This window comes from Mycobacterium sp. shizuoka-1 (assembly GCF_002723835.1).
GTDB lineage: Bacteria > Actinomycetota > Actinomycetes > Mycobacteriales > Mycobacteriaceae > Mycobacterium.
In genome coordinates this window covers 37,001-57,698 of sequence record NZ_BEWG01000045.1, presented here as the reverse complement: position 1 = coordinate 57,698, position 20,698 = coordinate 37,001, and the positions used below count along the sequence as shown (strand labels likewise).

The 20,698-nt window shown below is 66.1% G+C and carries 17 protein-coding genes and 1 pseudogene; 17 read left to right on the top strand and 1 reads right to left on the bottom strand.

Annotated elements, in window-relative coordinates; translation table 11 throughout:
* Nucleotides 1-410 (bottom strand): helix-turn-helix transcriptional regulator (locus MSZK_RS14460; RefSeq protein WP_199203339.1); only part of this gene is annotated, 410 nt, incomplete at its 3' end.
* Between the two features lie 129 nt (nt 411-539).
* Here MSZK_RS14460 and MSZK_RS14455 point away from each other — a divergent pair.
* The 17 genes and pseudogenes from MSZK_RS14455 to eccE form a co-directional block, all read left to right on the top strand.
* Entirely contained in the window at nt 540-950 is a 411-nt protein-coding gene (locus MSZK_RS14455) for a type VII secretion target (protein ID WP_158230583.1), read from the top strand.
* Nucleotides 951-1,205 (top strand): annotated as a pseudogene (locus MSZK_RS33005) (PE domain-containing protein); the annotation flags it as partial.
* 126 nt (nt 1,206-1,331) lie between these two features.
* Nucleotides 1,332-2,570 (top strand): PPE domain-containing protein, encoded by a 1,239-nt coding sequence (locus MSZK_RS14450; protein WP_081437724.1) that lies wholly within the window; start codon nt 1,332-1,334, stop codon nt 2,568-2,570.
* Nucleotides 2,571-2,585: 15 nt separating this feature from the next.
* Entirely contained in the window at nt 2,586-2,915 is a 330-nt protein-coding gene (locus MSZK_RS14445) for a hypothetical protein (protein ID WP_049777507.1), read from the top strand.
* A 137-nt stretch (nt 2,916-3,052) separates the two neighbouring features.
* Nucleotides 3,053-4,345, top strand: coding sequence for a hypothetical protein (locus MSZK_RS14440; RefSeq protein ID WP_233211309.1), 1,293 nt, complete (start codon nt 3,053-3,055; stop codon nt 4,343-4,345).
* A complete protein-coding gene (locus MSZK_RS14435) occupies nt 4,342-4,725 on the top strand; it encodes a YbaB/EbfC family nucleoid-associated protein (RefSeq protein ID WP_011896197.1) in 384 nt (127 codons plus the stop codon). The genes MSZK_RS14440 and MSZK_RS14435 overlap by 4 nt, the downstream gene beginning before the upstream one ends.
* A complete protein-coding gene (gene eccA, locus MSZK_RS14430) occupies nt 4,722-6,521 on the top strand; it encodes a type VII secretion AAA-ATPase EccA (protein ID WP_011896196.1) in 1,800 nt (599 codons plus the stop codon). The genes MSZK_RS14435 and eccA overlap by 4 nt, the downstream gene beginning before the upstream one ends.
* Complete coding sequence (gene eccB / locus MSZK_RS14425) at nt 6,521-7,981, top strand: type VII secretion protein EccB (RefSeq protein WP_011896195.1); 1,461 nt, start codon at nt 6,521-6,523, stop codon at nt 7,979-7,981. Before eccA ends, eccB begins: the two co-directional genes overlap by 1 nt.
* Complete coding sequence (locus tag MSZK_RS14420) at nt 7,978-12,120, top strand: type VII secretion protein EccC (RefSeq protein WP_011896194.1); 4,143 nt, start codon at nt 7,978-7,980, stop codon at nt 12,118-12,120. The genes eccB and MSZK_RS14420 overlap by 4 nt, the downstream gene beginning before the upstream one ends.
* Nucleotides 12,121-12,214: 94 nt before the next feature.
* Nucleotides 12,215-12,508 (top strand): PE family protein, encoded by a 294-nt coding sequence (locus tag MSZK_RS14415; RefSeq protein ID WP_011896193.1) that lies wholly within the window; start codon nt 12,215-12,217, stop codon nt 12,506-12,508.
* A 28-nt stretch (nt 12,509-12,536) separates the two neighbouring features.
* Nucleotides 12,537-13,889: a PPE family protein gene (locus tag MSZK_RS14410; RefSeq protein ID WP_099248881.1), complete on the top strand. Its 1,353-nt coding sequence runs from the start codon at nt 12,537-12,539 to the stop codon at nt 13,887-13,889.
* Nucleotides 13,890-14,072: 183 nt separating this feature from the next.
* Entirely contained in the window at nt 14,073-14,381 is a 309-nt protein-coding gene (locus tag MSZK_RS14405; RefSeq protein ID WP_011896191.1) for a hypothetical protein, read from the top strand.
* Nucleotides 14,382-14,423: 42 nt separating this feature from the next.
* The gene (locus MSZK_RS14400; protein WP_011896190.1) at nt 14,424-14,711 is read left to right on the top strand and encodes a hypothetical protein; all 288 of its coding nucleotides are present in this window, start codon (nt 14,424-14,426) and stop codon (nt 14,709-14,711) included.
* 646 nt (nt 14,712-15,357) lie between these two features.
* A complete protein-coding gene (locus MSZK_RS32365) occupies nt 15,358-16,104 on the top strand; it encodes a MinD/ParA family protein (RefSeq protein ID WP_158230582.1) in 747 nt (248 codons plus the stop codon).
* Between the two features lie 110 nt (nt 16,105-16,214).
* Nucleotides 16,215-17,597, top strand: coding sequence for a type VII secretion integral membrane protein EccD (gene eccD / locus MSZK_RS14390; protein ID WP_233211308.1), 1,383 nt, complete (start codon nt 16,215-16,217; stop codon nt 17,595-17,597).
* Nucleotides 17,594-18,979 (top strand): type VII secretion-associated serine protease mycosin, encoded by a 1,386-nt coding sequence (gene mycP / locus MSZK_RS14385; protein ID WP_041801108.1) that lies wholly within the window; start codon nt 17,594-17,596, stop codon nt 18,977-18,979. The genes eccD and mycP overlap by 4 nt, the downstream gene beginning before the upstream one ends.
* The coding region (eccE, locus tag MSZK_RS14380) for a type VII secretion protein EccE (RefSeq protein ID WP_199203338.1) at nt 18,976-20,698 on the top strand (1,723 nt) is incomplete at its 3' end. The genes mycP and eccE, both read left to right, overlap by 4 nt.

The window sequence follows — 20,698 nt, the reverse complement described above, 5'->3', positions numbered from 1 at the left end:
TCGTAGGCGGCGCGGTAGGCGGCGGGGGTGAGATCGAGGATGGCGGCGATGGTTGCAGCGTTGGAGTCAGTGAGGGCGACTTCGCCGCGCTCAATGGCGCCGATGGTGGTGGTGCTCAGTGCGGTCGCAGCGGCCAGTTGTGGCTGGGTGAGTCCGCGGATGACGCGCCAGTCGCCGGGGTAGCGCCGGTCGGGGGGGATCTTGATGAAGGACTCGGGGGTGAGGTTGAGGACTGCGGCGACGCGGACAAGCGCGTCGATCTGGGGTGTGGCTTTGCCGTTTTCCCAGTTGTCGATGGTGGCGCGGCCGGTACGGGATAGGCGGGCGAGATCCTGGCGGCTTAGACCGGCGGAGATGCGGGCTCGGGTGAAATCCTCGGGGTCAAAGCCTCGCATGACGCGTCGGCTCATTGTGGTGCCAGTGGTGTGGGTGTGGCGGTGTGGGCCATGGTTGCAGAGTTTGGACGATGGCACCACATACAGGTACATGCTAGCGTAATAGTTCACGGGTATAGATTGGCGTCAAAGGGGGGTGTAAACATGGCAGTACTAACCGCGGACACGATGGTCGGGGGTGCGCCTGTTGAAAACACCTGTTCGCTGCAAGATCATTACCGCATGAGTTCAGCACCTGTTTCCGTTGACCCGGCGTCGTTGCGGACCTCCGCCGTTGACAACGACGAATGTGCCGCGAGCTACGACGAGTACCGGCGCCAGGTCTCTGCGTGGATCGACGGTGTCGAAGACGAGATCATCCGATGTCATGGCGCCATCGCGGCTCCCGTGGGGGCGTCCCTGCGCGAGTACTTCGGCAGGGTGTCGGGCTACGCCGAGCAGACTGGCGCGCGGCGGGCTGGTATGGCCCAGAATCTGATGGCCGCGGCGGGGCGCTACGAAGGCGGCGATGCTGATGGCGCACAGTCGATCTCTGCTGCAGGCGGTGGCCTGTAGGTGGCTGGAATTCGGGTTGATCCTGCCGAGGTTGGGCCGCGTATCAGTGCGGCGTTGAGCTCGGCAGCGGCCGCGCTGGCGGCGCCTGCTGCGATCACCCCGCCCGCCGCGCCCGGGGCGGATCCCGTATCAGTGGCCGCGGCCGGACAAGTGGCAGCGAGTGCGGGGCGGCTCAGCGCTGATCTTGCCGGGGGTATCGCTCGGATCACTGAGGGCTCGCAGGCAGTCGCTGCGGCGCTGCAGCGCTATGTCGATGGTGACGCGGCGGGCGCACAGGGCATTTCGGGAGGGTCGGTAGGGGCTGGCTCGGTAGGCGGTGCTGTGCAGGCGGCGCTCTCGGCGCTGAATATCCCTGCGCCGCCCGCAGTTTCAATCCCTGACATGCCTGATACGTCTTCTGCGGTTGCGCAGATCCCCGCAGAGCCTGCGACTGTCGACGACGCGTTGCGCGGTGGTGCCGGTGAAGCTGGAATGGAAGCTCACGCAGCGGCGTGGGATTCTGCGGCTGCGGAATTGAGTTCGGCGGCTGCCGCTTTGCAGGCGTTGGCAACTGGGCTACCCGGCTCGTGGGACAGTGAGGCGGCCTCGCTGCTGTCGGCGCGGCTTCAGAGCTTTGGTCAATGGATGAACGAAGGCGCGACCTCGGCGGGTGCGCAGGCAATGGCGGCGCGTCAGGTGGGGTCCTATTGGCGGTCTGCGGTAGCTGAGCATCCTCGGGCCGAGGACGTTCGGCAGCGGTACAAGCTGTTGCTGGCGGCATCGACGAGGGCGGCCGCCGGTGATCCCCGTGGTGCCGCGGAGGCTGCCGAGCATGAACGTGCGATTGAAGAGGCCAGAGAGGTCTCGGCGTCGACGATCAACCGCTACGGCGAAGGTGCGGGCGGGGTCAACGATCAGGTGAACAAGCCCGGCGACTCACCGCGCATCAGCGGTGACGGGGACCCGCGTTTGCCGGACAAGCCGGCGGGCGAGATCGGCAGTATCGATGATCCTGCCGCAGCTGATGAGCTGCAGTCTGGTGATGCTGCGCAGGGGCTTGGCGAATCGACTGGCCAGGGGATGCAGTCGGTGATGTCGACGTTGATGCAGATCCCGTCGATGGTGGCCAATGCCGGTGGCCAGATGATGGGTAAGGCCGGTGAATCGGTGCAGCAGATGGGCCAGCAGGCCAGTCAGGCCGCCAGCCAGCTGGGCAATGTTCTCGGTGGAGGCGGATCGCCGACCGGCGGTTCGGGCCTGGGCAGCTCCGGGCGCAACCCATTGAGTGCCTTGGGGTCTGGCGGTGGCGGGTCAGGTTTGGGCGGTGGCGGCGGTGGTGCTGGAGGAGGTGGCCGCACGATGCCGGCCAGTCTGCCCGAGCAAGCGCCGGCCGCTGCCCCGCCGCCGGCCGCGTCATCGACTACCGCGCCATCGACCGGTGCTGGTGCTCGGCCGGGAGGATTCGGCGGTAGCGGGATGATGCCGATGGGCATGATGCCGCACAACCGTGGCGGGGAAGGCGACAAGGAAGCTGCCCGCAATAAAGACTGGTTTCCCGACGAGCCACTGGTCGCTGACGAGCCCGAGGTCTCCGAACCGGTGGCCGGTCAGCGACGTCGCGTGCGGCCGACCGAGACTTAAGAAGGAGTTCAGCCAGTGTCGTTTCACCCCGCGGTGGAGAGTTTCCTGGCCAAGTCCAGGGAGCTGGGCTCGGTGCTGGGCAAGGTTCAGTCGGCGATGTATGACGATCTTCGCGTGCGCCGTGCGGCACCCGAAGAGCCCAATGTGATGCCAGAGATAGACGGGTATGGGGCACTGACCGACCTGTACCTGGACGGCATCGTGGGTCGCTATTCCGCGCGGCAGATCGAGGACCTGGTGATGTCAGGGCTGCAGGAGTGCTACGCGGCGATTGACGAGCGGCGCCTGGAGGCGGTGCGTGAGGCGGTGCCCGAGTTCGATCAACTCGACCTGGGGTTGGGTTGATGATTGCTGGACAGGCAACCCCGGCTGAGTTGGTCGCTGAGTGCCTCGATGGCGGCGTGCGCAGGCTGCTGGGCGGTGTGCACTCGTTGACCTCGGCCAGGGCAGTGGTGGTGCGCGTTGACCCGCAGTGGGTGTGGGTGAAGTTCTCCACCGACCCGGGACGTCTGGCAGCTCCGTGGGAGTTCGTCGACGCGGGCTGGGTGCGCGCTCCCCGCGGCTCCGAGCCAGGGCTGCGTGACGCGTCGGCCGATCCCGTTCTCGTTGTACTGGGTGTGGGCGAATCCGAGCTGCTCGCGGTCAACGCATTAGCCATCGATGAGATCGGTGTGACCTGCACAGGCCGCGACGCGATGATCGCCCACTGGACGATGCAGGCGGCCGCGCAAGGGGTTGTCGCCGACGACGCAGCGATAGCCGGCGCGCGGGTCAGTGGCAACCCGGATGCCACGGTGGTGATCGCTGACCCGCTGCTCGCCGACGACCCCGGGTGGGTCGACGTGCTAGCCGCGGGTACGGCCTGGCCCGTGCGGCCCCTGCGCCGGCCAGTCCTTGCGCTTCCCGATGGAACACCCGGCATCGAGCGCGGTGCAGTCGAGACAGATCCAATTGACTCGAATTCTCCCATCGCTGGTGTCGCCGACGGTGGACAGATCGCGGGCGAAGGGGTCAAAGTGGAATCAACCGGGCTGGTCATCGATCCGGTCGACGTGGCATCGACACTGGACGCGGCTGCCACGGAGCCGCCGGCGCCGGCCGATCCGGTAGTCGCCGCAGATGACGTCTCGACGAGGGTCGCGGGCACTGACTTGAGGCCAGTCACAGGGGAGGCGGCTGTCGCCCCGGATCGCCCGCAGGGGCCCTGGATGACGGTGTTCGGGGGATTCGAAGTGGTCGACGGGACCGGCTCGCCGTTCCAGCCGATGCAGCAGCAGATCATCGGCGCAATCGCATTCTGTCAGCCGATCGTGACGGCGGATCTGTGTGACATGCTGTTCGGAGATCCCGCTCGGCCGAAGAGTTTTCATGTGGCCTTGAGCAAGATCCGCAACCGAGGTCTGGACCCGCGTCACACGGATACGGGTTACGTGCTCGACATCAACTCCGAGTGGAGGCAGTTCGTCGAGCTGGTGGGAGAAGATCCCGCGACCGCCTCGACCGGTGCGCTGGCTTCCGCTGCGGCAATGGTGTCTGCGCCGCTGTTCGGTGCGGAACCGCCGCGCTGGGCAGCGGCCCAGATAGCGGAGATGACGTCTGTGGTGTGCCTGGTGTGCCGGGAGTTGGCGGCTCGCCATTGTGAGGATCCCCCAACCGCGCTGCGGTACGCGCGGCTGGGATTGGTCTTCGATCCTGATCATTTTGAGCTCGGACGGATGGTGGAGTTGCTGACACAGGGAGCAGGCGGCGTGCCGGACAGGGGAATCGCATCGTGAGTGATCTCGGGCAGCAGGTTGGCGATGTGTCGGTGCCGGAGTCGACCGAGGAGTTCTACGCAAGGGAGTTCACGGTTTTCAACCCGGCCGGTTCGGTTGGGGTTACCTGCAATGGGCGCGGGCAGATCAGCGCGCTGATGCTGGAGCCTGAGGCGTTGACCAACGACGAAACGCTGGCCGAGGAGATCGTGGCGATCGCGGGGTTGGCGCGGGCCAAGCAACGCATGGAGTTGCGGCTGTTCACGTTGCTCAGCGCCGAAGCGCAGGGCCGGAATCCGGATCCGATCGACAGGTTCTGTCGGCGGACGCAGAAACTACCGACGCCGGAGGAATACCAGGACATGGAGAGTGCGGAGTTCGCGCGGAGGTACCCGGCGTGAGCGCAGCTGAGGATCGATTCGATGCTGGCGTAGCGGCGTTGGGGATCATCGACGGCGGCCGCGCGGATAGTGCGCAGGCGTTGCGGTACTTTACCGCTGCCAGCGAAGAGGACCCGCAGATGTGCGATGCCTGGCTGGGTCGAATGCTGTGTGGTGACAACGAGACCGGTGTGATCTATCGCGCGTGGCGGTCGCGGGCGAACATGCACCAGCAGTTGTCCCGGTTGCGGGTTCCGCCGGCCCATTTCGTGCCGCGGTTCGATATCGGGATGGGGATCGTCGCCCTCGACCAGCCGATCGTTGACCGCGGGATCCTGACTGTGGCGTTGGCGCGGATGCAGGCGATGCGGACCCCGCCGGATTACGCGGAGGCGTTGGAGACCTTGGCTGAGGCGCCCTCGACGATCGCGGGGCGGTGGCTCGTTGGTGCGATTCACTACAAGGCTCAGCGGTGGCCGGAGGTGATTTCCAGCCTGGGGGAGGAGCTGGGCTCCTTCGAGGCTGATCAGTTGTTGCGGGTGGCCGTCGATGTTGCTCTTGGCGGTGCGCACGCGTTTCTGGGTGAGTTCGATGAGGCGCAGCGCTACCTGCATAGTGTCGAGGCCCAGGAGAATTTGCCGGGAGCCAAGCCGGCGGCGAAATGGTTCCTGGCGCTCATCGCGCGGGAACGTGGCGAGGAAGATGCTGCGGTCGCATTGCTCAAGCAGATCAACGCGGTGGCGCCGTCGGCGGAGGTAGCGGCGGCGATCGCCGATCCCGGTATCCGTTTGAAAGTGACGACACGTGAAGCGGTGGCAGCCAGGACTGACCCGTGGGATCCCGAGTCCGGGCCCGATGCCGCCGAGCTGGCCGGGGAGCGAGCCGCCGAGGCGCGCGCCAAGCTGTTGGCTGAGGCGACCGCGGAACTGGACGCCCAGATCGGCATGGGTGCGCTCAAAGATCAGATCAAGACGTTTCGGGCGCGGATCCGGATGGCGGCCAAGCGGCGGGAGTTAGGTCTGAAGACTCCCGGTTCGGCCAACCACATGGTGTTTGTCGGTCCGCCGGGAACAGGCAAGACCACGATCGCGCGGGTGATGGCCAACATCTTGGCCGGCTTGGGTGTGATTGCCGAGCCCAAGCTGATCGAGACCGGGCGCCGCGATTTCGTCGGCGAATACGAAGGGCATTCAGCAGCCAAGACCGGGGCGACGATCAACAGTGCTCTCGATGGTGTGTTGTTTATCGACGAGGCCTACACGCTGGTCCAGGAGCGTGACGGTCGGGCCGATCCGTTCGGCAAGGAAGCCCTGGACACGCTTTTGGCGCGAATGGAAAACGATCGGGACCGGTTGGTGGTGGTGATCGCCGGCTACGAGAACGATATCGATCGGTTGCTCGCGGCCAACGAAGGTCTTCGGGGTCGGTTTGCGCACCGGTTCAAGTTCGAGACCTACAGTGCCGGTGAGCTGGTCGCGATTGCTGAGGCTGTGGCCGTCGGTCGCGACGATGTGCTGGCTGAGTCGGCAGTCGAGGTCCTGCGCGCCACCTGTGGCCGGTTGGCTGAACTACGGATCGGCGATCGCAGCGCGATCGACGTGGTTGGCAACGGACGGTTCGTGCGCAAGGTGATCGAAGGTGCGGCCGATTTCCGCGACCTCCGGCTTGAGGAGGATCCACCGGAGGTCCTCGATGCCACGACATTGACTACGATCATCGGCGCCGATATGGCGTTGGGGTTGCGCAAAGTGTTAGCCGCCGAATCCAGCGAAGCCGGTTCGGATCTGACGCAGCTCGTCGAGATCGTGGGGTCCTGATGCCGTTCATCCCGTCTACGAAGCTGCAAGTCACCGGCTACAAGTTCCTGGTGAACCGGCTGACGCACGCGCTGACCCGGCACGACACCTCGATGCGCCACGACCCCAATCGGTCGGCGACGATGGCGGCGATGGCAGGGTTCCTGGTCGCCGCGCTGGTCGCTGTTGGGGCTGTCGCGCTCGCATACTTCAAACCGCAAGGGTTACGGGACAATTCGCCGATTGTGCAGGCTCGCGAAACGTCGGAACTGTTCGTCACGATCGACTCAAAGCTGCACCCGGTGCTGAACCTGGTCTCGGCGCAGCTGATCGTCGGCAAGCCGGACACGCCAGCATTAGTGAAGACCTCCGAGGTACAGAACATGGCGCGCGGATCGCTGGTGGGTATCGCCGGGGCGCCGTCGCGCGTGTTCCAGCCGGCGCAGAAGGATTCAGTGTGGACAGCTTGTGATGTGATCGATCGGCCCGGGACGGCCCGGCCGGCGGTGACGACGGCGGTCATCGCCAGTGATCAGCAGCAGTTGTTGAGTGCTGACCCGTCGGCGGCGCGGATCGTGCAGGGCCCCGATGAGGCGACCTGGCTGCTCACCGGTGATCAGCGTCGCCGCATTGACATCAACGACACGGCCCTGGTGTTGGGTCTGGGGTTGCAGCGGTTCCCCACCATCGACGTGATCAGCGAGGAATTGTTCAACGCGATCCCGGCGGGGCGGCCTATCAGTTCCCCGGTCATCCCGCAGGGCGGCAGTGTCCCGGGGTATGCGGTAAGCCCGGGAATCGTTGTCGGATCCGTGATTCGGGTTCCCTCAGGAGAGGACGCCGACTGGTATGTGGTGCTCGCCGACGGTGTTCAGAAGATCTCTGAGGTGATGGCTGCGGTCATCCGCAATACCAATGCCTACGGGGCCGACGTGGCGCCCACGGTGTCTCAAGATGTGGTTGCGCGGCTGCCTGCGGCCAATCCCGGATTGGACACGAGTATGTTTCCGGAGTCGCCGCTGCACTCCTCGCCAAGTATGGAGGAACCGGTGACGTGCTGGCAGTGGGTCAAGGCCGCTGGGGAGCAGCAGTCCCGGACGGTGCTGACCTTCCGGCCGGGGTTGCCGTTGGACGCCGAACAGCAGATGCTGTGGCAGCACGAGTTGGTCTCGCGGCCCACCGTGTCGATGTACGCGCCGCCGGGGTCGGGTTTCTTCGTGCAGACCACGGGGTCTGATCCGCGGTCTCCGGCGCGCGAAACGCTGTGGTGGGTCTCCGATGCGGGGGTGCGCTACGGGCTGATGTCTTCGCGGGAAGGCACGTCGACGGAGAAGGCGCTGGGTCTGAGTTCGCCGATTCCGGCTCCGTGGGCGGTATTGGCGATCTTGGCTGACGGCCCAGGGCTGTCGAAGGAGGCGGCGTTGATCAGCCAGGACACGATCGCGGCGGGCAACGGCGATACGGAAGGTGGGCTGCGATGAGTGTGCGTCCCTGGATCCCGAACCGGTCGAGCAAACGGGTCGAGGCCCCCTCGGCTGAGGAGATCACGGTTGCCACCGAGGTGCCGCCGCCCAACGAGATCCCAGAGGTGGTGCCGCCCAACAAGTTCCAGAAGCTGCTCCCGCTGTTGATGGGCGTAGCGATCATCGGCATGATCGGCATCTTCTTATCCATGGGTATCCGGCGGATGAGTCCGATGATGCTGATGTTCCCGCTCATGTTCTTGATGGCCGCTGGGGGCATGATGGCCGGGCACGGCAACAGTGGCGGCCCTAAGACCCCTGAGATCGACCTCAACCGGCGTAAGTACCTGGAGATGTTGACCGGGCTGCGGCGCAAGGTTCACTCGCGGGCGGCCGCGCAGTACCGCTACCTCGCGCACTACGCGCCGTCGCCTGACACGCTGGCCGCGCTGGTCAGCAGTCCTCGGCAATGGGAACGCAGCGCCCCTGATCGTGACCCGACCTACTTTTTGGCCCCGCGGGTCGGGGTGGCGGCCCAGAAGCTGGGCGGCGGCATGACGATGAAAGAGACCGCCGAGAAGAAGGATCTTGAGCCGGTCGCGCGCACGGCGGGGGAACGATTCTTCCGGGCCCATCGCGCCGTCGAAGGTATGCCGACGCTGATTGACCTCAAGACCCATCGGGCGGTGCAGTTCTTCGGAGAGGGCGATCTCGCCAGCGTGGTGCGCGCACTGCTGCTGCAGGTGGCGGTGTTCCATCCGCCGAACATGGTGATGGTCGCGGTGGTGACCAACAATCCGGCCGACTGGGACTGGATCAAGTGGTTGCCGCACAACCAGCATCCGCTGCGCCTGGACGCGCTGGGCACCGAACGGATGGTGTATTCGCCGGCCGAGGCTGGCGCTGCGTTGGCCGAGCTGATCGCTGACCGCGGAGATTTCTCTGCTGATGACAAGTACACCGGAGCCAAGCCATGGCTGATTGTTGTCGCTGACGGTGTGGGTTCGGTGCCCGGATGCGGTGAAGGTCTGGAAGCCGTGACGGTCATACGCCGTGGCGAGGTCGATGAATCTGGGCTGGAAACCCTCGGTGCGCGGGTGCAGATCGCCGCAGATGGGGCAGCCCGTAAGCGGCGCATGACACCCGATGACCCGCTGAAGTTCTGGCTGAGCCGGGCCGATTCGGTCGGCGTCGAGCAGGCCCGTCAGGTGGCGCGGCGGATGACCCGGTGGCGGGCTGCCACCGATGCCCAGATCTTGGCCGGTGTGGAATCGTCGCTAGCAGAAACCCCCAAGACATGGGCCTCGCTACTGGGCATCGACGATGTCGGTTCCACCGGCACGAGCACGTGGCGAACCTTCCGCGAGGGCGACCCCGATCGGATGCGCGTCCCGATCGGATGGACCAAGTCAGGCGCCGTGATGTCGTTGAACATCAAGGAGGAAGCCGAGCAGGGAATGGGGTCACATGGGTTGATCCTGGGAACCACCGGATCGGGCAAGTCGACCCTGCTGATCAACCTGCTGCTGGGCTTGGTGGCTCGACACACCCCTGAGCAGCTGAACCTGATCTTGGTCGACTACAAGGGTGAGGCCACCTTTGACGGGTTCGAAAAGCTCAACCACACCGTGGAGATCATCAGCAACCTGTCCTCAGGTAAGGACATGATCAGCCGGTTCGAGGAAGTCATGCGCGGCGCTGTGGAGAAGCGTCAGGCCGCGCGCAGCGAGTTGGGCAAGCGGACCGTGGGCAAGAAGTTCCGTGACGCGATGACCTATCTGAAGGCCCGCGAACGAGGGGCGGCGCTGCCACCGTTTCCGACCCTGTTGATCGTCGTCGACGAGTTCACCGCGTTGCTCAAAGACCATCCCGAGTTCCGCGATGTCTTCGAGCACCTGGGCCGGCAGGGCCGTTCTGATCGGATGAACCTGCTGCTGGCCACCCAGTCTTTGACCGGGGTGTCGGTCGGCCAGCTGCTGTCGAACTGCGGGTGGAAGATCGCGATGAAGACCGCTAGCGCCCAGGACTCCCAGGCGGTGATCGAGACCAAGGAGGCCTATTACCTCGACAAAATCGGCGAGGGCTACCTCAAAGTTGGCGGCGCCGAGCCGCAGTACTTCACCGCCGCCAACCCACAGGCACCCTACTTCCCGCCGGTGGCCGCACCCGAACGGGCGGACAAGCGCGGGACGGTCGGGTTCTCCGGGGTCGCACCGTTTAGCGTCGAGGCCGTTCCGCTGCCTCAGGAGGAGCCCGTCGACGGTGACGGTGCACCGGTGGTGGCGGTGCATACCGCCGAGGAGATCGCCAGCGCTCCCGAGATTGCCTCGGTGATGCTCGACCAGTTGGCCGGCCAGGGGGAGCCTTGCGAGAAGCTGTGGCTGCCCCCGCTGCTGCGGCCTCGGCCGTTGGGGCGGTTGATCGCCGACAGTGGTTTGCGTGCGGGAGCCAAGGCGGTGCTCGATCTGCCGATCGGGTTGATCGACCGCCCGTACACCCACGCCCAGGATGTGTTCCGTGTCGATCTGACGGACAGCAACCTGTTGCTGCTGGGGCGGCCACGCTCGGGTAAATCGGTGGCGTTGCAAACCCTGGCAGTGTCGGCGGCGGCACTGAACAACCCGCGCACGGTGCAGATCTACGGACTGGACTGCGGCGCGGACCTCAAATTGGCGGCGTTGGAAGGGCTTCCACACGTCGGCGGCGTAGCAATCCGCGGCGACGGTGACGGCATCGCCCGGGTCATCGCCGAGGTCACCGAGGTGATGAGCCAGCGTCGCACGCTGTTCCGGGAACTGCGGATCGGGTCGATGGCCGCCTACCGCGACAAGGTGGCAGCCGGACAGGCGGCCGATGACGGTTATGGCGATGTGCTGCTGCTCATCGACGGGTGGGACAACTTCAAGAAAGAGAACGACACCCACCTCGATGCAGTCGCGAACCTGACCAACAACGGTCTGGCCGTCGGCATCCACATCGTGGTAGCAGTTCAGGTGCACTCCGAACTTGGCCGGGCGATGAACCAGAGCTTCAGCACCCGAGTCGACTTCAAGATGAACTCCCCGGAGCTGTCTGGGGTCAACAACAAACGGCTCGCCGAGGCGGTGCCCGACGATGTTCCCGGCCGCGGCCTGGACCTGGCCGAGGCGCTGCACATCATGATCGGCGCCCCCCGCTTGGACGACATCGAAGCCGTCGACGATGCTGGGCTGGCCGCGGCTATCGCCGAGGTCGCCGACCGCTGGCAGGGTCAGTCGGCGCGGCGGGTGCGCCGGCTGCCCGAACGTGTGGAGGCATCTTCTTTGGTGGTGCCGCCCGAGTGGACCGGATCGAAATGGTCGGTGCCGATCGGTATGTACGAAAAGGACCTCTCGACGGTCATGCTCGACATGCTCAGCGACCGTCACCTCAACATCTTTGGGCGCACCGGCGGCGGCAACGGCAGCGGCAAGACCCATCTGATCGCGGCGATCATGAAGTCGCTGATGGCCCGCTACAGCCCCGACGAAGTGAAGTTCATGGTCGTCGACCTGAAGTCCTCCCAGCTGCTCGACATCATCGACGAGCGCTACATCCTGAGCTGGCAGGGCTGGGAGACCGTGCCAGTGACCAACCCGGCGCCCGGCCAGCCGGGCACCACGCGGAAATCGGTGGCCCACAACGGTCTGATCCTCAACGCCACCGAACTCACAACGGCGGTGGAGGGGATCGCCAATGCGCTCGCGGGTCGCACACCGACGGAGAAGGTCGGCATGCAGGAACGTCGTGACCGGTCCTGGTGGAGCGGGCCGGAGGTCTTTGTGTTCGTCGACGACTACGCCATGGTCAACAGCGCGGCACCGCAGGCATTCGCGCCGCTGGCGCCCTACTGGGGCAACGCCCACTCGCTGGGCCTTCACGCCGTGGTGTCGTGCCCGATCGGGCTGGCCACCCGCGTGCTGGCGCAGTCCGGTTCCCTGCTCAAGATGAACAATGACGTCAACGGGGCCACACTGGTGATGGATGGCATCAAGGAGAACGGCCCCATCTTGGGGCTGCGGGTCCAGCCCCGTGTGACTGGCCGAGGTGTGCTCATCACGGCGGCGGGACAAGAGGTAATACAAACGCCAGTGGTAACTGAAATGGAAGACCCCGCGGGGGTACCAGGAGCCAACTGATCGGCAAAAGACCAGGTCGGGGCGCCTGTTGAGAAGGTGCACGGACCATGCAAATATCACGGTAGATTAGCTGGGGCAGGAAAGGGGATCACAAATGTTGCAGGTACAGCCCGAAGCCTTGCTTATGGGGGGCGCGTCTGTTCTGGGGCTTAGCGCCCAGCAGACAGCGGTCACCGCCGCGGCAATGCCCGTGGTGTCGGCACTGGTTCCGTCCGGAGTCGACGAAGTGTCGGTGATGGCGGCGGCGGCGTTCGGTGCCCAAGGTATCGAGTTCAGCGCCATGTCGGCCGAAGGCGCGGCGATGCTGACGCTGGCCGGTGAGGGCTTGACCGCGGTCGGGGCGGCCTACGAAGCCGGTGACGTCGCCGGTGCCACGCTGATCGTCTGATCCCCGGACTCGTCGGGGGTTCAACGGTATGTGGCATGGTTTCCCGCCCGAGGTCAACACCGGGCGGCTGATCGCCGGTGCGGGCGCCCAGCCCTACCTTCAGGCGGAGATCGGCTGGCAGACGCTGGCAGCCGACTTCACCGCCGCTACGACGGCGTTGCAAACACAGATCGCGGTGGTTTCGGGTGCGTGGCAGGGCATGGCCTCCACGCAGGCACAGGCGGCGTTCCAGCCATACCTGGCGTGGATGGGCACAGTGATCGCCATGGCCCAGCAGCGCGCGGCGGCAGCGGCCGCGCAGGCGTCGGCCTACTCGATGGCCGTGGCAACCACCCCCTCGCTGGGAGAGATCGCCGAGAATCACATCACCCACGCGGTGTTGCAGGCCACCAATTTCCTTGGTGTGAACACGGTTCCGATCGCCGTCAACGAGTTCCAATACTTCGTGGAGATGTGGAACCGCGCCGCAGGGGTCATGGAGAGCTACGCGTCGGCGACGGGGGTCAACACGACATTCCCACCGGTCCCCCCGGCCCCGCCCATCATGGCGGCCCCGGGCGCCCCGGAAGCGGGCCTGGCGGCGGTGTTGTCGCAGACCGCCGCCGCCCTGCCGGCGAGCATGGCGCGCAACGCGGTGCTGGCCTCACTGGGAGCGTCGAGCGTGGGGGAGAACGTCAAAGGCCGCGCACAGGCAGTCAGCCAGCTCAGCGGAATCGCGGGCAACACCGCAGCGTCGGCGGGCCAGCAGGGTGCCCAGCGCAGCGCCGAGGCAGCGGCCGCCGCGCCGATGGAATCGTCGCAGATGGCGACACAGATGTCGCAGATGGCCATGCAGGCGCCGCAGATGGCCGCGCAGCTGCCTCAGCAGGCCGGCCAGCTGCTCGGGCAGGGGCCCCAACAGTTCATGCAGATGGCGAGCCAGCCGCTGCAGCAACTCACCCAGCTGTTCAGTCAAGGCGCTGGCAGTGATCTTGCCAGCCAAGGCATTTCCAACGATGCGCTGATGTCGCACTTTGGTTCCGTTGACCAGATGGGGATGTATGGCACCAGCCCGGTCGGTTCGGCCGGCGGCGCCTACGGCGGGGCAGGGTTGCTCGGGTCGGGCGGCTCCGGTGCAACACTGCGATCTCCTGCAGGGTGGACCCCGCCGATTGCCGCAGCCCCGCAATCTGAGCTGGCGCCCTCTCGCGCCACCGTCGCCGGATCCGGTACCGGTGCGGTCGGCTCAGGCACCGGGATGATGGGCCCGATGGCCGGCGCGATGCGTGGTGTTGACGGGTCCATGGTGGCCGCCGACGAGCCAGAGGTCGATGAGCGACACGTGGTGGCCTCACTGGGCTTCGACACCATCGACTCGGGAGATGACGTCAGGGCATGGTGAGAGGAGGGGAGGAAGCTGGGGGTCCTCTTGCGTTCGCCGCAGGGATCGTTTTGGCTGGTAAGGACGGATTAGATGTTCCGCGTCGCTGCTGTTTCCGGCGCGGCCTTCAATGTCGAAGGTGAACCTCGTGAGACAGCAAGCGAGCATGACGCAACAACCAACCATTGATAAAGGGAGTGACAAGTGGCAATTCTGAGCACCGATACCGCGGTCCAGGCGGCCGTCGGCCAGGAGATCGGCAACATCGCTGCGGCGCAGAAGGGGCAGATTCAGGCGTTCCTCAGCGAGGTCCAGGCGCTGCAGGCCCAGTTCCAGGGCGAAGCGGGCATGGCCACCCAGGCCAAGGCCTCCCAGCTGCATGAGGTCGGTATCGCGTTGATGGCCGAGTTCGACAGCATTGCCGAGCGGGTCGGCCACGCGACGACCGGTTACATCAATTCCGACGCCGACGGCGCCAGCATCATCGGTAGCAGCGCCGGCGCGGCGTTCTGATCGGCCGAGACCACCTCACAACGAGACTGTAGGAGAGAGCAGATGACACAGCAGGTTTGGAACTTCGCCACCATCCACGCGACGATCGGCACGCTTCGTGGGAACGCCTCGACCATTCAGGCGGGCAACGAGCAGGCCGAGGCCGCCCTGGGCAAGGGTGTCGCCGCCTGGCAGGGCGAGGCCTCGGAGATGTGGGCGATGGAGCAGCAGAAGCTCAACAGCCGTGGCGAAGAGTTCAAGATCGCCGTCGATCAGTACCTCGCGGCGGTCGAGGAGGCCACCCACGGCCAGGAGAACATCGAGAAGGTGAACATGGCGTCGTTCGGCTGACACCATCACCAACTCGGAAATATAGCGGTACGGGTATAAGAATCCCGTGCCGCTATGTTTTTGCGCAGGTCACGATGGTGTTTTATTCATTCATTGGCGGTGTTAGGGTCAATTCATGAGCAATCCACAAGACCCGTATGGCGGCGTTTTCGAACAGGGCCCGCCAGCCGGCGGGGCGCCCCATCGGCGACCCCCTGCCGCCGAGCCGCCGCCCGCGCCCGCTCCGCCACCACGTCCAGCTGAACAGTTTCACGGTGACCCTCCGGACTGGCCGACGGAGGTCCATCCTGCTGTGGACGGTCCGCCGCCGCGGCACCAATCCGCTCCGCACAGAAGCTATGCACCGCAAGACTTCCCACCACCGCAGCCTCAGTACCGGCCCACCCCAGGCTTGGTCGAGCCGCGTCGTGGAGGGCACTACGCAGGCGGGGATGCCCTGCCGGTTCCCGCCCGTCAGCCGGCCACCGTAGAGGGATCTGTCGGGCTGGACCGTCTCGACGTACGTCGCCGCAAGGTTCCACCAAAAGCGGGATGGCGGCGAACCCTGCACACGCTGACGCGAATCAACCTCGGTCCTGGCAAAGACGAATCCTATGAAATTGGGCTGGTTGAAAATGTTCAGCGCCCCATTCGAACCACATTCACCGTGGCTGTGATCGGACTCAAAGGCGGCGTCGGAAAAACGGTCGTCTCCGAGGGGCTGGGATCCACACTCGGGTTGCACCGAGGCGATCGGGTGATCGCGATGGACGCCGACCCCGACGGGGGCAACCTCATCATGCGCCACGGCGTGGAGAATCAGCTGTCCATCCACGACCTCGTCGATGACACCTCGGTGGTCCGCTACCACGACGTGCGGGCTCACACGTCGCAGAATGGCAAGACCCGCCTCGAAGTGCTGGCCGGACCTGACTACGCCGGCAGCGACCGCGTAATCGACACCGGCGACTTCCAGAAGGCGCTGGGCATCCTGCAAGAGCACTACGCAGTGGTCGTGGTGGACTGCGGGATCGGACTCAAGACCGAACTGATCCGATCGGTGCTGGCTGAGGCCGGGGCGGTGGTGGTGGTGACCAGCGCCTCGATCGACGCGATGCACGAAACCCGCGACGCGTTGGCCTGGCTGCGGCACGCCGGCTACCAGCGCTTGCTTGACACCGCGGTGCTGGCGATCAATCGAACCGAGGCCGGGCGGCCCAATGTTGATGTCGCGCAAGCGATCGAGCAGTTCTCCCGGGAGATCCGACCCGATCGGATCTTCGAGCTGCCCTTTGACCGGCACCTGCACGAAGGCAAAGAGATCACCTTGGAGCTGCTGAACAAAAAGACCCGCCGCCGCTACCTGGAGATCGCCGCGGCGCTGTCGGACCTGTATCCGCGGACCGTGAACTGACTGAGCTCCACAACGATGCAAGCTCGACACAGTGGCGCCGCAGGGGGCCGGCGCGAACAGGAGGGGCGGTAGTGGTTGCCACACCAGGAGCTGCCTTGTCGCGGGTAGCGGTGAGATACGACACGACGCAAAAGGATCTTGTCCTGCCGTCGTCAGTGCCGATCGGGGAGTTCATCACCGACGTCATCGACGCGCTTGCCGAAGATGCCGACATCGAGTCGCCCCGCGACGGGCACTGGACGCTGGCACGCATGGACGGGGCCATCAAACCCGATCAGACACTCAACGACGCCCGAGTGCTCGACGGGGCAATCCTCGAACTGCGCTCGGTCGCATCGACCGAGCGCTATCGGCCCGTGATCGAAGACGTCGTCGACGCGGTATCAGAAGCGGCCGCGCAGGCCGCCCGACCTTTCGACGCCGCCGCCGCGCGCCGTGCCGGGCTCGCCGGTCTGGTTGCCGGTGGAGTGGCGCTGTGCGCAGGCCAGTGGGCGCTGTGGTGGGCCAACGGATTCAGCTGGATATGGATGGCAGTGGGTCTGGTCGGGGCCGCGGCCGCACTGATCGGGATGACCTCGGCGACGCTGCGGTATCGATCCCCGGATGCCTCGACGGCCTGGGCGGTGGTCTGGGTGGTCGCGGCCGCGGCGATCGGCCAGGTCGTTCCGGTGTCGCAGCGCACCGCCGTTCCTGGCGTGGCGCACCTGCTGATCAGCGCTGTCGGGATGGGCATCGCCGCACTATGTGCGCTGCTGATCACCCGCCGGCACCTGGCCGCCTACAGTTCAGTGATCGCGATGGCCGCCGCCGCAGCACTGACCTGCGTGGTGGTCGAGTACACCGAGTTGGCCCCCTCGGCGATCGCAGCAGGCGCCGTACTGGTCGGGCTTATCGGCCTGCTCCAAGTGCCGCGAACGGCGCTGGGTTTGGCGCGAATCACCCTGCCGCCGGTACTCGCGCCAGGCCAAGAAGACATCGAGGTCGGCAGCGGCGTGGACGCCGACGAACTGGAAACACTGCGCCTGCGCGCCCAGCGCGCCGTCCAACTGACCTCGGGGCTGATGGTGGCCACCGTGGCGGTGGTGTCCGTGGCAGCCGCGGTGGTCTTCGATCCGAGTTCCTACTACGTCAGGCAAATGATCGGGATCGCGGTCTGCGTGGTGCTGGTCCTCGTCATCCGCGGGCGCACCATGCCCAACCAGATCCAGGCGTACGCGATGTTCAGCGGCGCGGTGGCGGTGATCATTGGGGTCGCCGCCAGAGCCTTGCTTGCCTGGCCCTCAGGGGTAGCGCCGATCGTGGTCATGGCGGCGGTAGCCGCAGTGACTGTGGGGCTGAGCGTAATCGCGATCGTGGTGCCGGGCCGCTCGGTCAATCCGCGGGTGAGCCGGTGGGTGCAGTGGTTGGGCAACGCCGCGCTGGGTGTGGCGTTCCCCCTGTGCTTTTGGGTGATGGGCGTCTACGCCACGCTTCGAGATCTGAGCCTGGGATGAGCGCAGATTCGCTCGGGAATTGGCTCTGGCGGCCCGTGGCCATCGCTGCGGTCGCGATACTGGTCGCGGTGATCGGCCCGGCCGCGCCAGCGGCGGCGCTGACCCCGCCCAGCGTCGATGCCGCCGCGGTGCCGCCGGACACGACCGGCCCTGAGGTTCCCATGGCCCAGCCTGTGGCCTGCCAAACCCCCGGCGTGCTGCCGGGCAGTAACTTCGCCGACCCGCCGCCCGGGTGGCGGCTTCTCAATCTTGATGCGGTGCGGCCGTTTGCCACCGGCGCCGGAATCACCGTGGCGGTCATCGACACCGGTGTCACCCCGAACTTCCGGCTGCCCAACCTAAGGCCCGGCGGCGATTACGTCACCGATGGTGATGGGTTATCCGACTGCGACGGGCACGGCACCCTGGTCGCTGGGATCATCGGTGCCTCACCGCATCCCGGCGACGGCTTCGCCGGGGTTGCCCCCGATGCCGCACTGATCAGCATCCGGCAATCCTCCACGCATTTCAGCCCCGAGCGCGCGGCCCCGCCGGGGGACGACCCGAATGCCTCCGAGACCGCGATGGATCTGCGGGCGATGGCGCGGGCGGTGGTACACGCGGTCAACTTGGGGGCTCAGGTCATCAACATCTCGATGGTGTCGTGCATGAAGGCTGTTCGTCACGCCGATGACCGGGAGCTGGGTGCCGCGCTGCGGTGGGCGGCCACCGAACGCAATGTCGTGGTTGTCGTCGCCGCGGGCAACACCGGCGGGGACTGCACCCAGAATCCGGCGCCGCCGGCAGGAGATCCAGATAGTTGGGACAACGTGGTCACCATCGCGTCGCCGGCCTGGTGGGCCGACTACGTCCTGGCGGTCGGGTCGGTCAACGGTGACGGCGCGCCGTCGACGACAACCCTGCAGGGCCCGTGGATGGATCTGGCGGCACCGGGCGAGCTGATCACCAGCATCGGCAACTATCCCGATGGGCGGCTGGTCAACGGAGTGCCCGGTCAGGACGGTGTGCTGGTGCCGATCTTCGGTGATTCCTACTCGGCGGCCTACGTCTCCGGGGTGGCGGCGCTGGTCCGCCAGAAATACCCCGAGCTCAACGCTTTCCAAGTGATGAATCGACTGAAGGCCACTGCGCGGGCTGCTCCGACCACCCCGGATCCGGCATTGGGATGGGGAGTGTTAGACCCGTTGGCGGCCTTGACGTGGAATGTCGCCGATCCGGTGCCGACGCGGCCGGTGAACGAGGTGATCGTCCCGCAACCGCCCCCGCCACCGCCGGACATGGCGCCACGCCAAGTCGCGACCTACACACTGCTGGGTGTGGTGGCGCTCGGTGTCGCTGTTGTGGGCGTGGTGTTCGCGCTGCGGAGGAAGCAGAGCCGATGAACAGTGGGAGCGGCCGTTTACAAACGGGTGCAGCATCGGGGTTCACCAAGCCGCCGGTGTGGGGAATGCGGTGGACGCTGTGGCGGACCATCACCGTGCTGGTGGTGTCAGTGGGCTGGGTGGCGGCCACCGTGGGGAGACTGCATCCGGTGTGGGTCGCGCTTCCGGTGGTCGTTCTGGCGCTGTTGGCGTTCAGCACCGTCTACCACGTCACGCTGACACGGTGGGTCCAGCGCAGATGGACTTGGTGGCGGCGCCGTCGTGCCGCCACCCCGCCGCAGTGGCCCGCAGCCCTGGATGTACCCACCGGTGGGGTGCCGATCGGTGTGGTCTCGGAGAACGAGACACTGACCATGATGGTCGAGCTACGGCCTGATCCGATAGCGCCCAGCGTGGTCACCGACACCGAGGAACGCACAATCAACACGATCAGCATCGCGATGTTGACCGAGATGATGAACGTGCTCGACGTCGAGCTCGACTCGATCGACCTTCTCGGCGACGGGTTTCGGGCCGTCGGTGGATTCTCCGATCTCTACCAACAGATGACGGGCCCCACCCCAGCTGCAGCGGCGCGGTCGAACTGGATCGTGCTAAGGATGCGCCTTTACGAGAACTTGGCAGCGATCGATCGCCGTGGCAGGGACATCGAATCCGCGCACCGGGTCGCCGCCACGACATGCCTTCGTGCGGCCGACATGCTGGCGGCCAAGGGGATCGACGCTGTCCCGGCAAGCGCGGCGCAGATCGATGCGGTCAACGCGGCACTGCACGACGACACACCGACTGTTGATCACTGGTCACACATGGAGAGTCGTCAGGGGTACGCCAGCGTGTACTACGCCGATCCCGCGCATATCAGCGTCGATTCGCCGCAGTGGTGGACATGGACGTTGGCGCAAAGAACATCCACGCTGATCCGGCTTAGCCGCGCTGGCGGTGACACCGTGAACATCGCCGCACTGGTGCGCTATCGCACCGCTGCCCGTCCGACGGCGCCACCGGTGTCGCGGCTGGGCCCGCTCTACGGCGTGCAACCGGCGATGTGGCGTCAGTTCCGGATCGGGTACTTGCCCTTCGAGGCGCCCATCCCGTCGACCCTGCTGACCGGCGCGGATCCGGTGATTCCGTTCGGGCCGACCGGGCCCGTCATCGGATCCATCGGCGACCCGCGGGACAAGGCTTCGGTGCACCTACCGCTGGCGGGGCCGATCACCGTCCTGTGCCAGACTCCACTGCTGCTGCGGCAGGTGGCCCTGCGCGCCAGTGTGACCGGACGTCCCCTGGTCGTGGTGACCGATCGCGCAGCGCAGTGGGAATCGATTGTGGCGGTGGCCGCGTCAGGGGCAGTGGTCGGGTCCATCCCGGAATCGCTGCCCGATAACGCACTTCTGGTGCTCGACACTGATGACGAATGGCCGGCCACGCTTCCGCGGGTCACGGTGCTGACCAACGATGAGGCCTGCGACGCTGACGTCGAGCTCGTCGACGCCGACGCGGAGAACTCCTTCACCCTGCAAACCCGTACCGGACTGAGCGCCCGCGTGCGAGCCAAACCCACCCACGAGGAACGCCGCCTGCTCGGAGTCAATCCGCCGTCAGCGCCGCGCGCGGCCACCCGGGGCGCGGAGCCGGAACTGGCCCGCCCGACACGGGGCGTCCGTCCCGATCTCAATCCGACGGGCGTCAGGGCGCAGCCGGCGGGCCAGCCGCGCTGGC

Coding starts and splice junctions, on each gene's coding strand:
- MSZK_RS14455 (WP_158230583.1), top strand. CDS start 540: ATGGCAGTACTAACCGCGGACACGATGGTCGGGGGTGCGCCTGTTGAA.
- MSZK_RS14450 (WP_081437724.1), top strand. CDS start 1,332: ATGCCTGATACGTCTTCTGCGGTTGCGCAGATCCCCGCAGAGCCTGCG.
- eccB (WP_011896195.1), top strand. CDS start 6,521: ATGCCGTTCATCCCGTCTACGAAGCTGCAAGTCACCGGCTACAAGTTC.
- MSZK_RS14420 (WP_011896194.1), top strand. CDS start 7,978: ATGAGTGTGCGTCCCTGGATCCCGAACCGGTCGAGCAAACGGGTCGAG.
- MSZK_RS14415 (WP_011896193.1), top strand. CDS start 12,215: ATGTTGCAGGTACAGCCCGAAGCCTTGCTTATGGGGGGCGCGTCTGTT.
- MSZK_RS14410 (WP_099248881.1), top strand. CDS start 12,537: ATGTGGCATGGTTTCCCGCCCGAGGTCAACACCGGGCGGCTGATCGCC.
- MSZK_RS14400 (WP_011896190.1), top strand. CDS start 14,424: ATGACACAGCAGGTTTGGAACTTCGCCACCATCCACGCGACGATCGGC.
- mycP (WP_041801108.1), top strand. CDS start 17,594: ATGAGCGCAGATTCGCTCGGGAATTGGCTCTGGCGGCCCGTGGCCATC.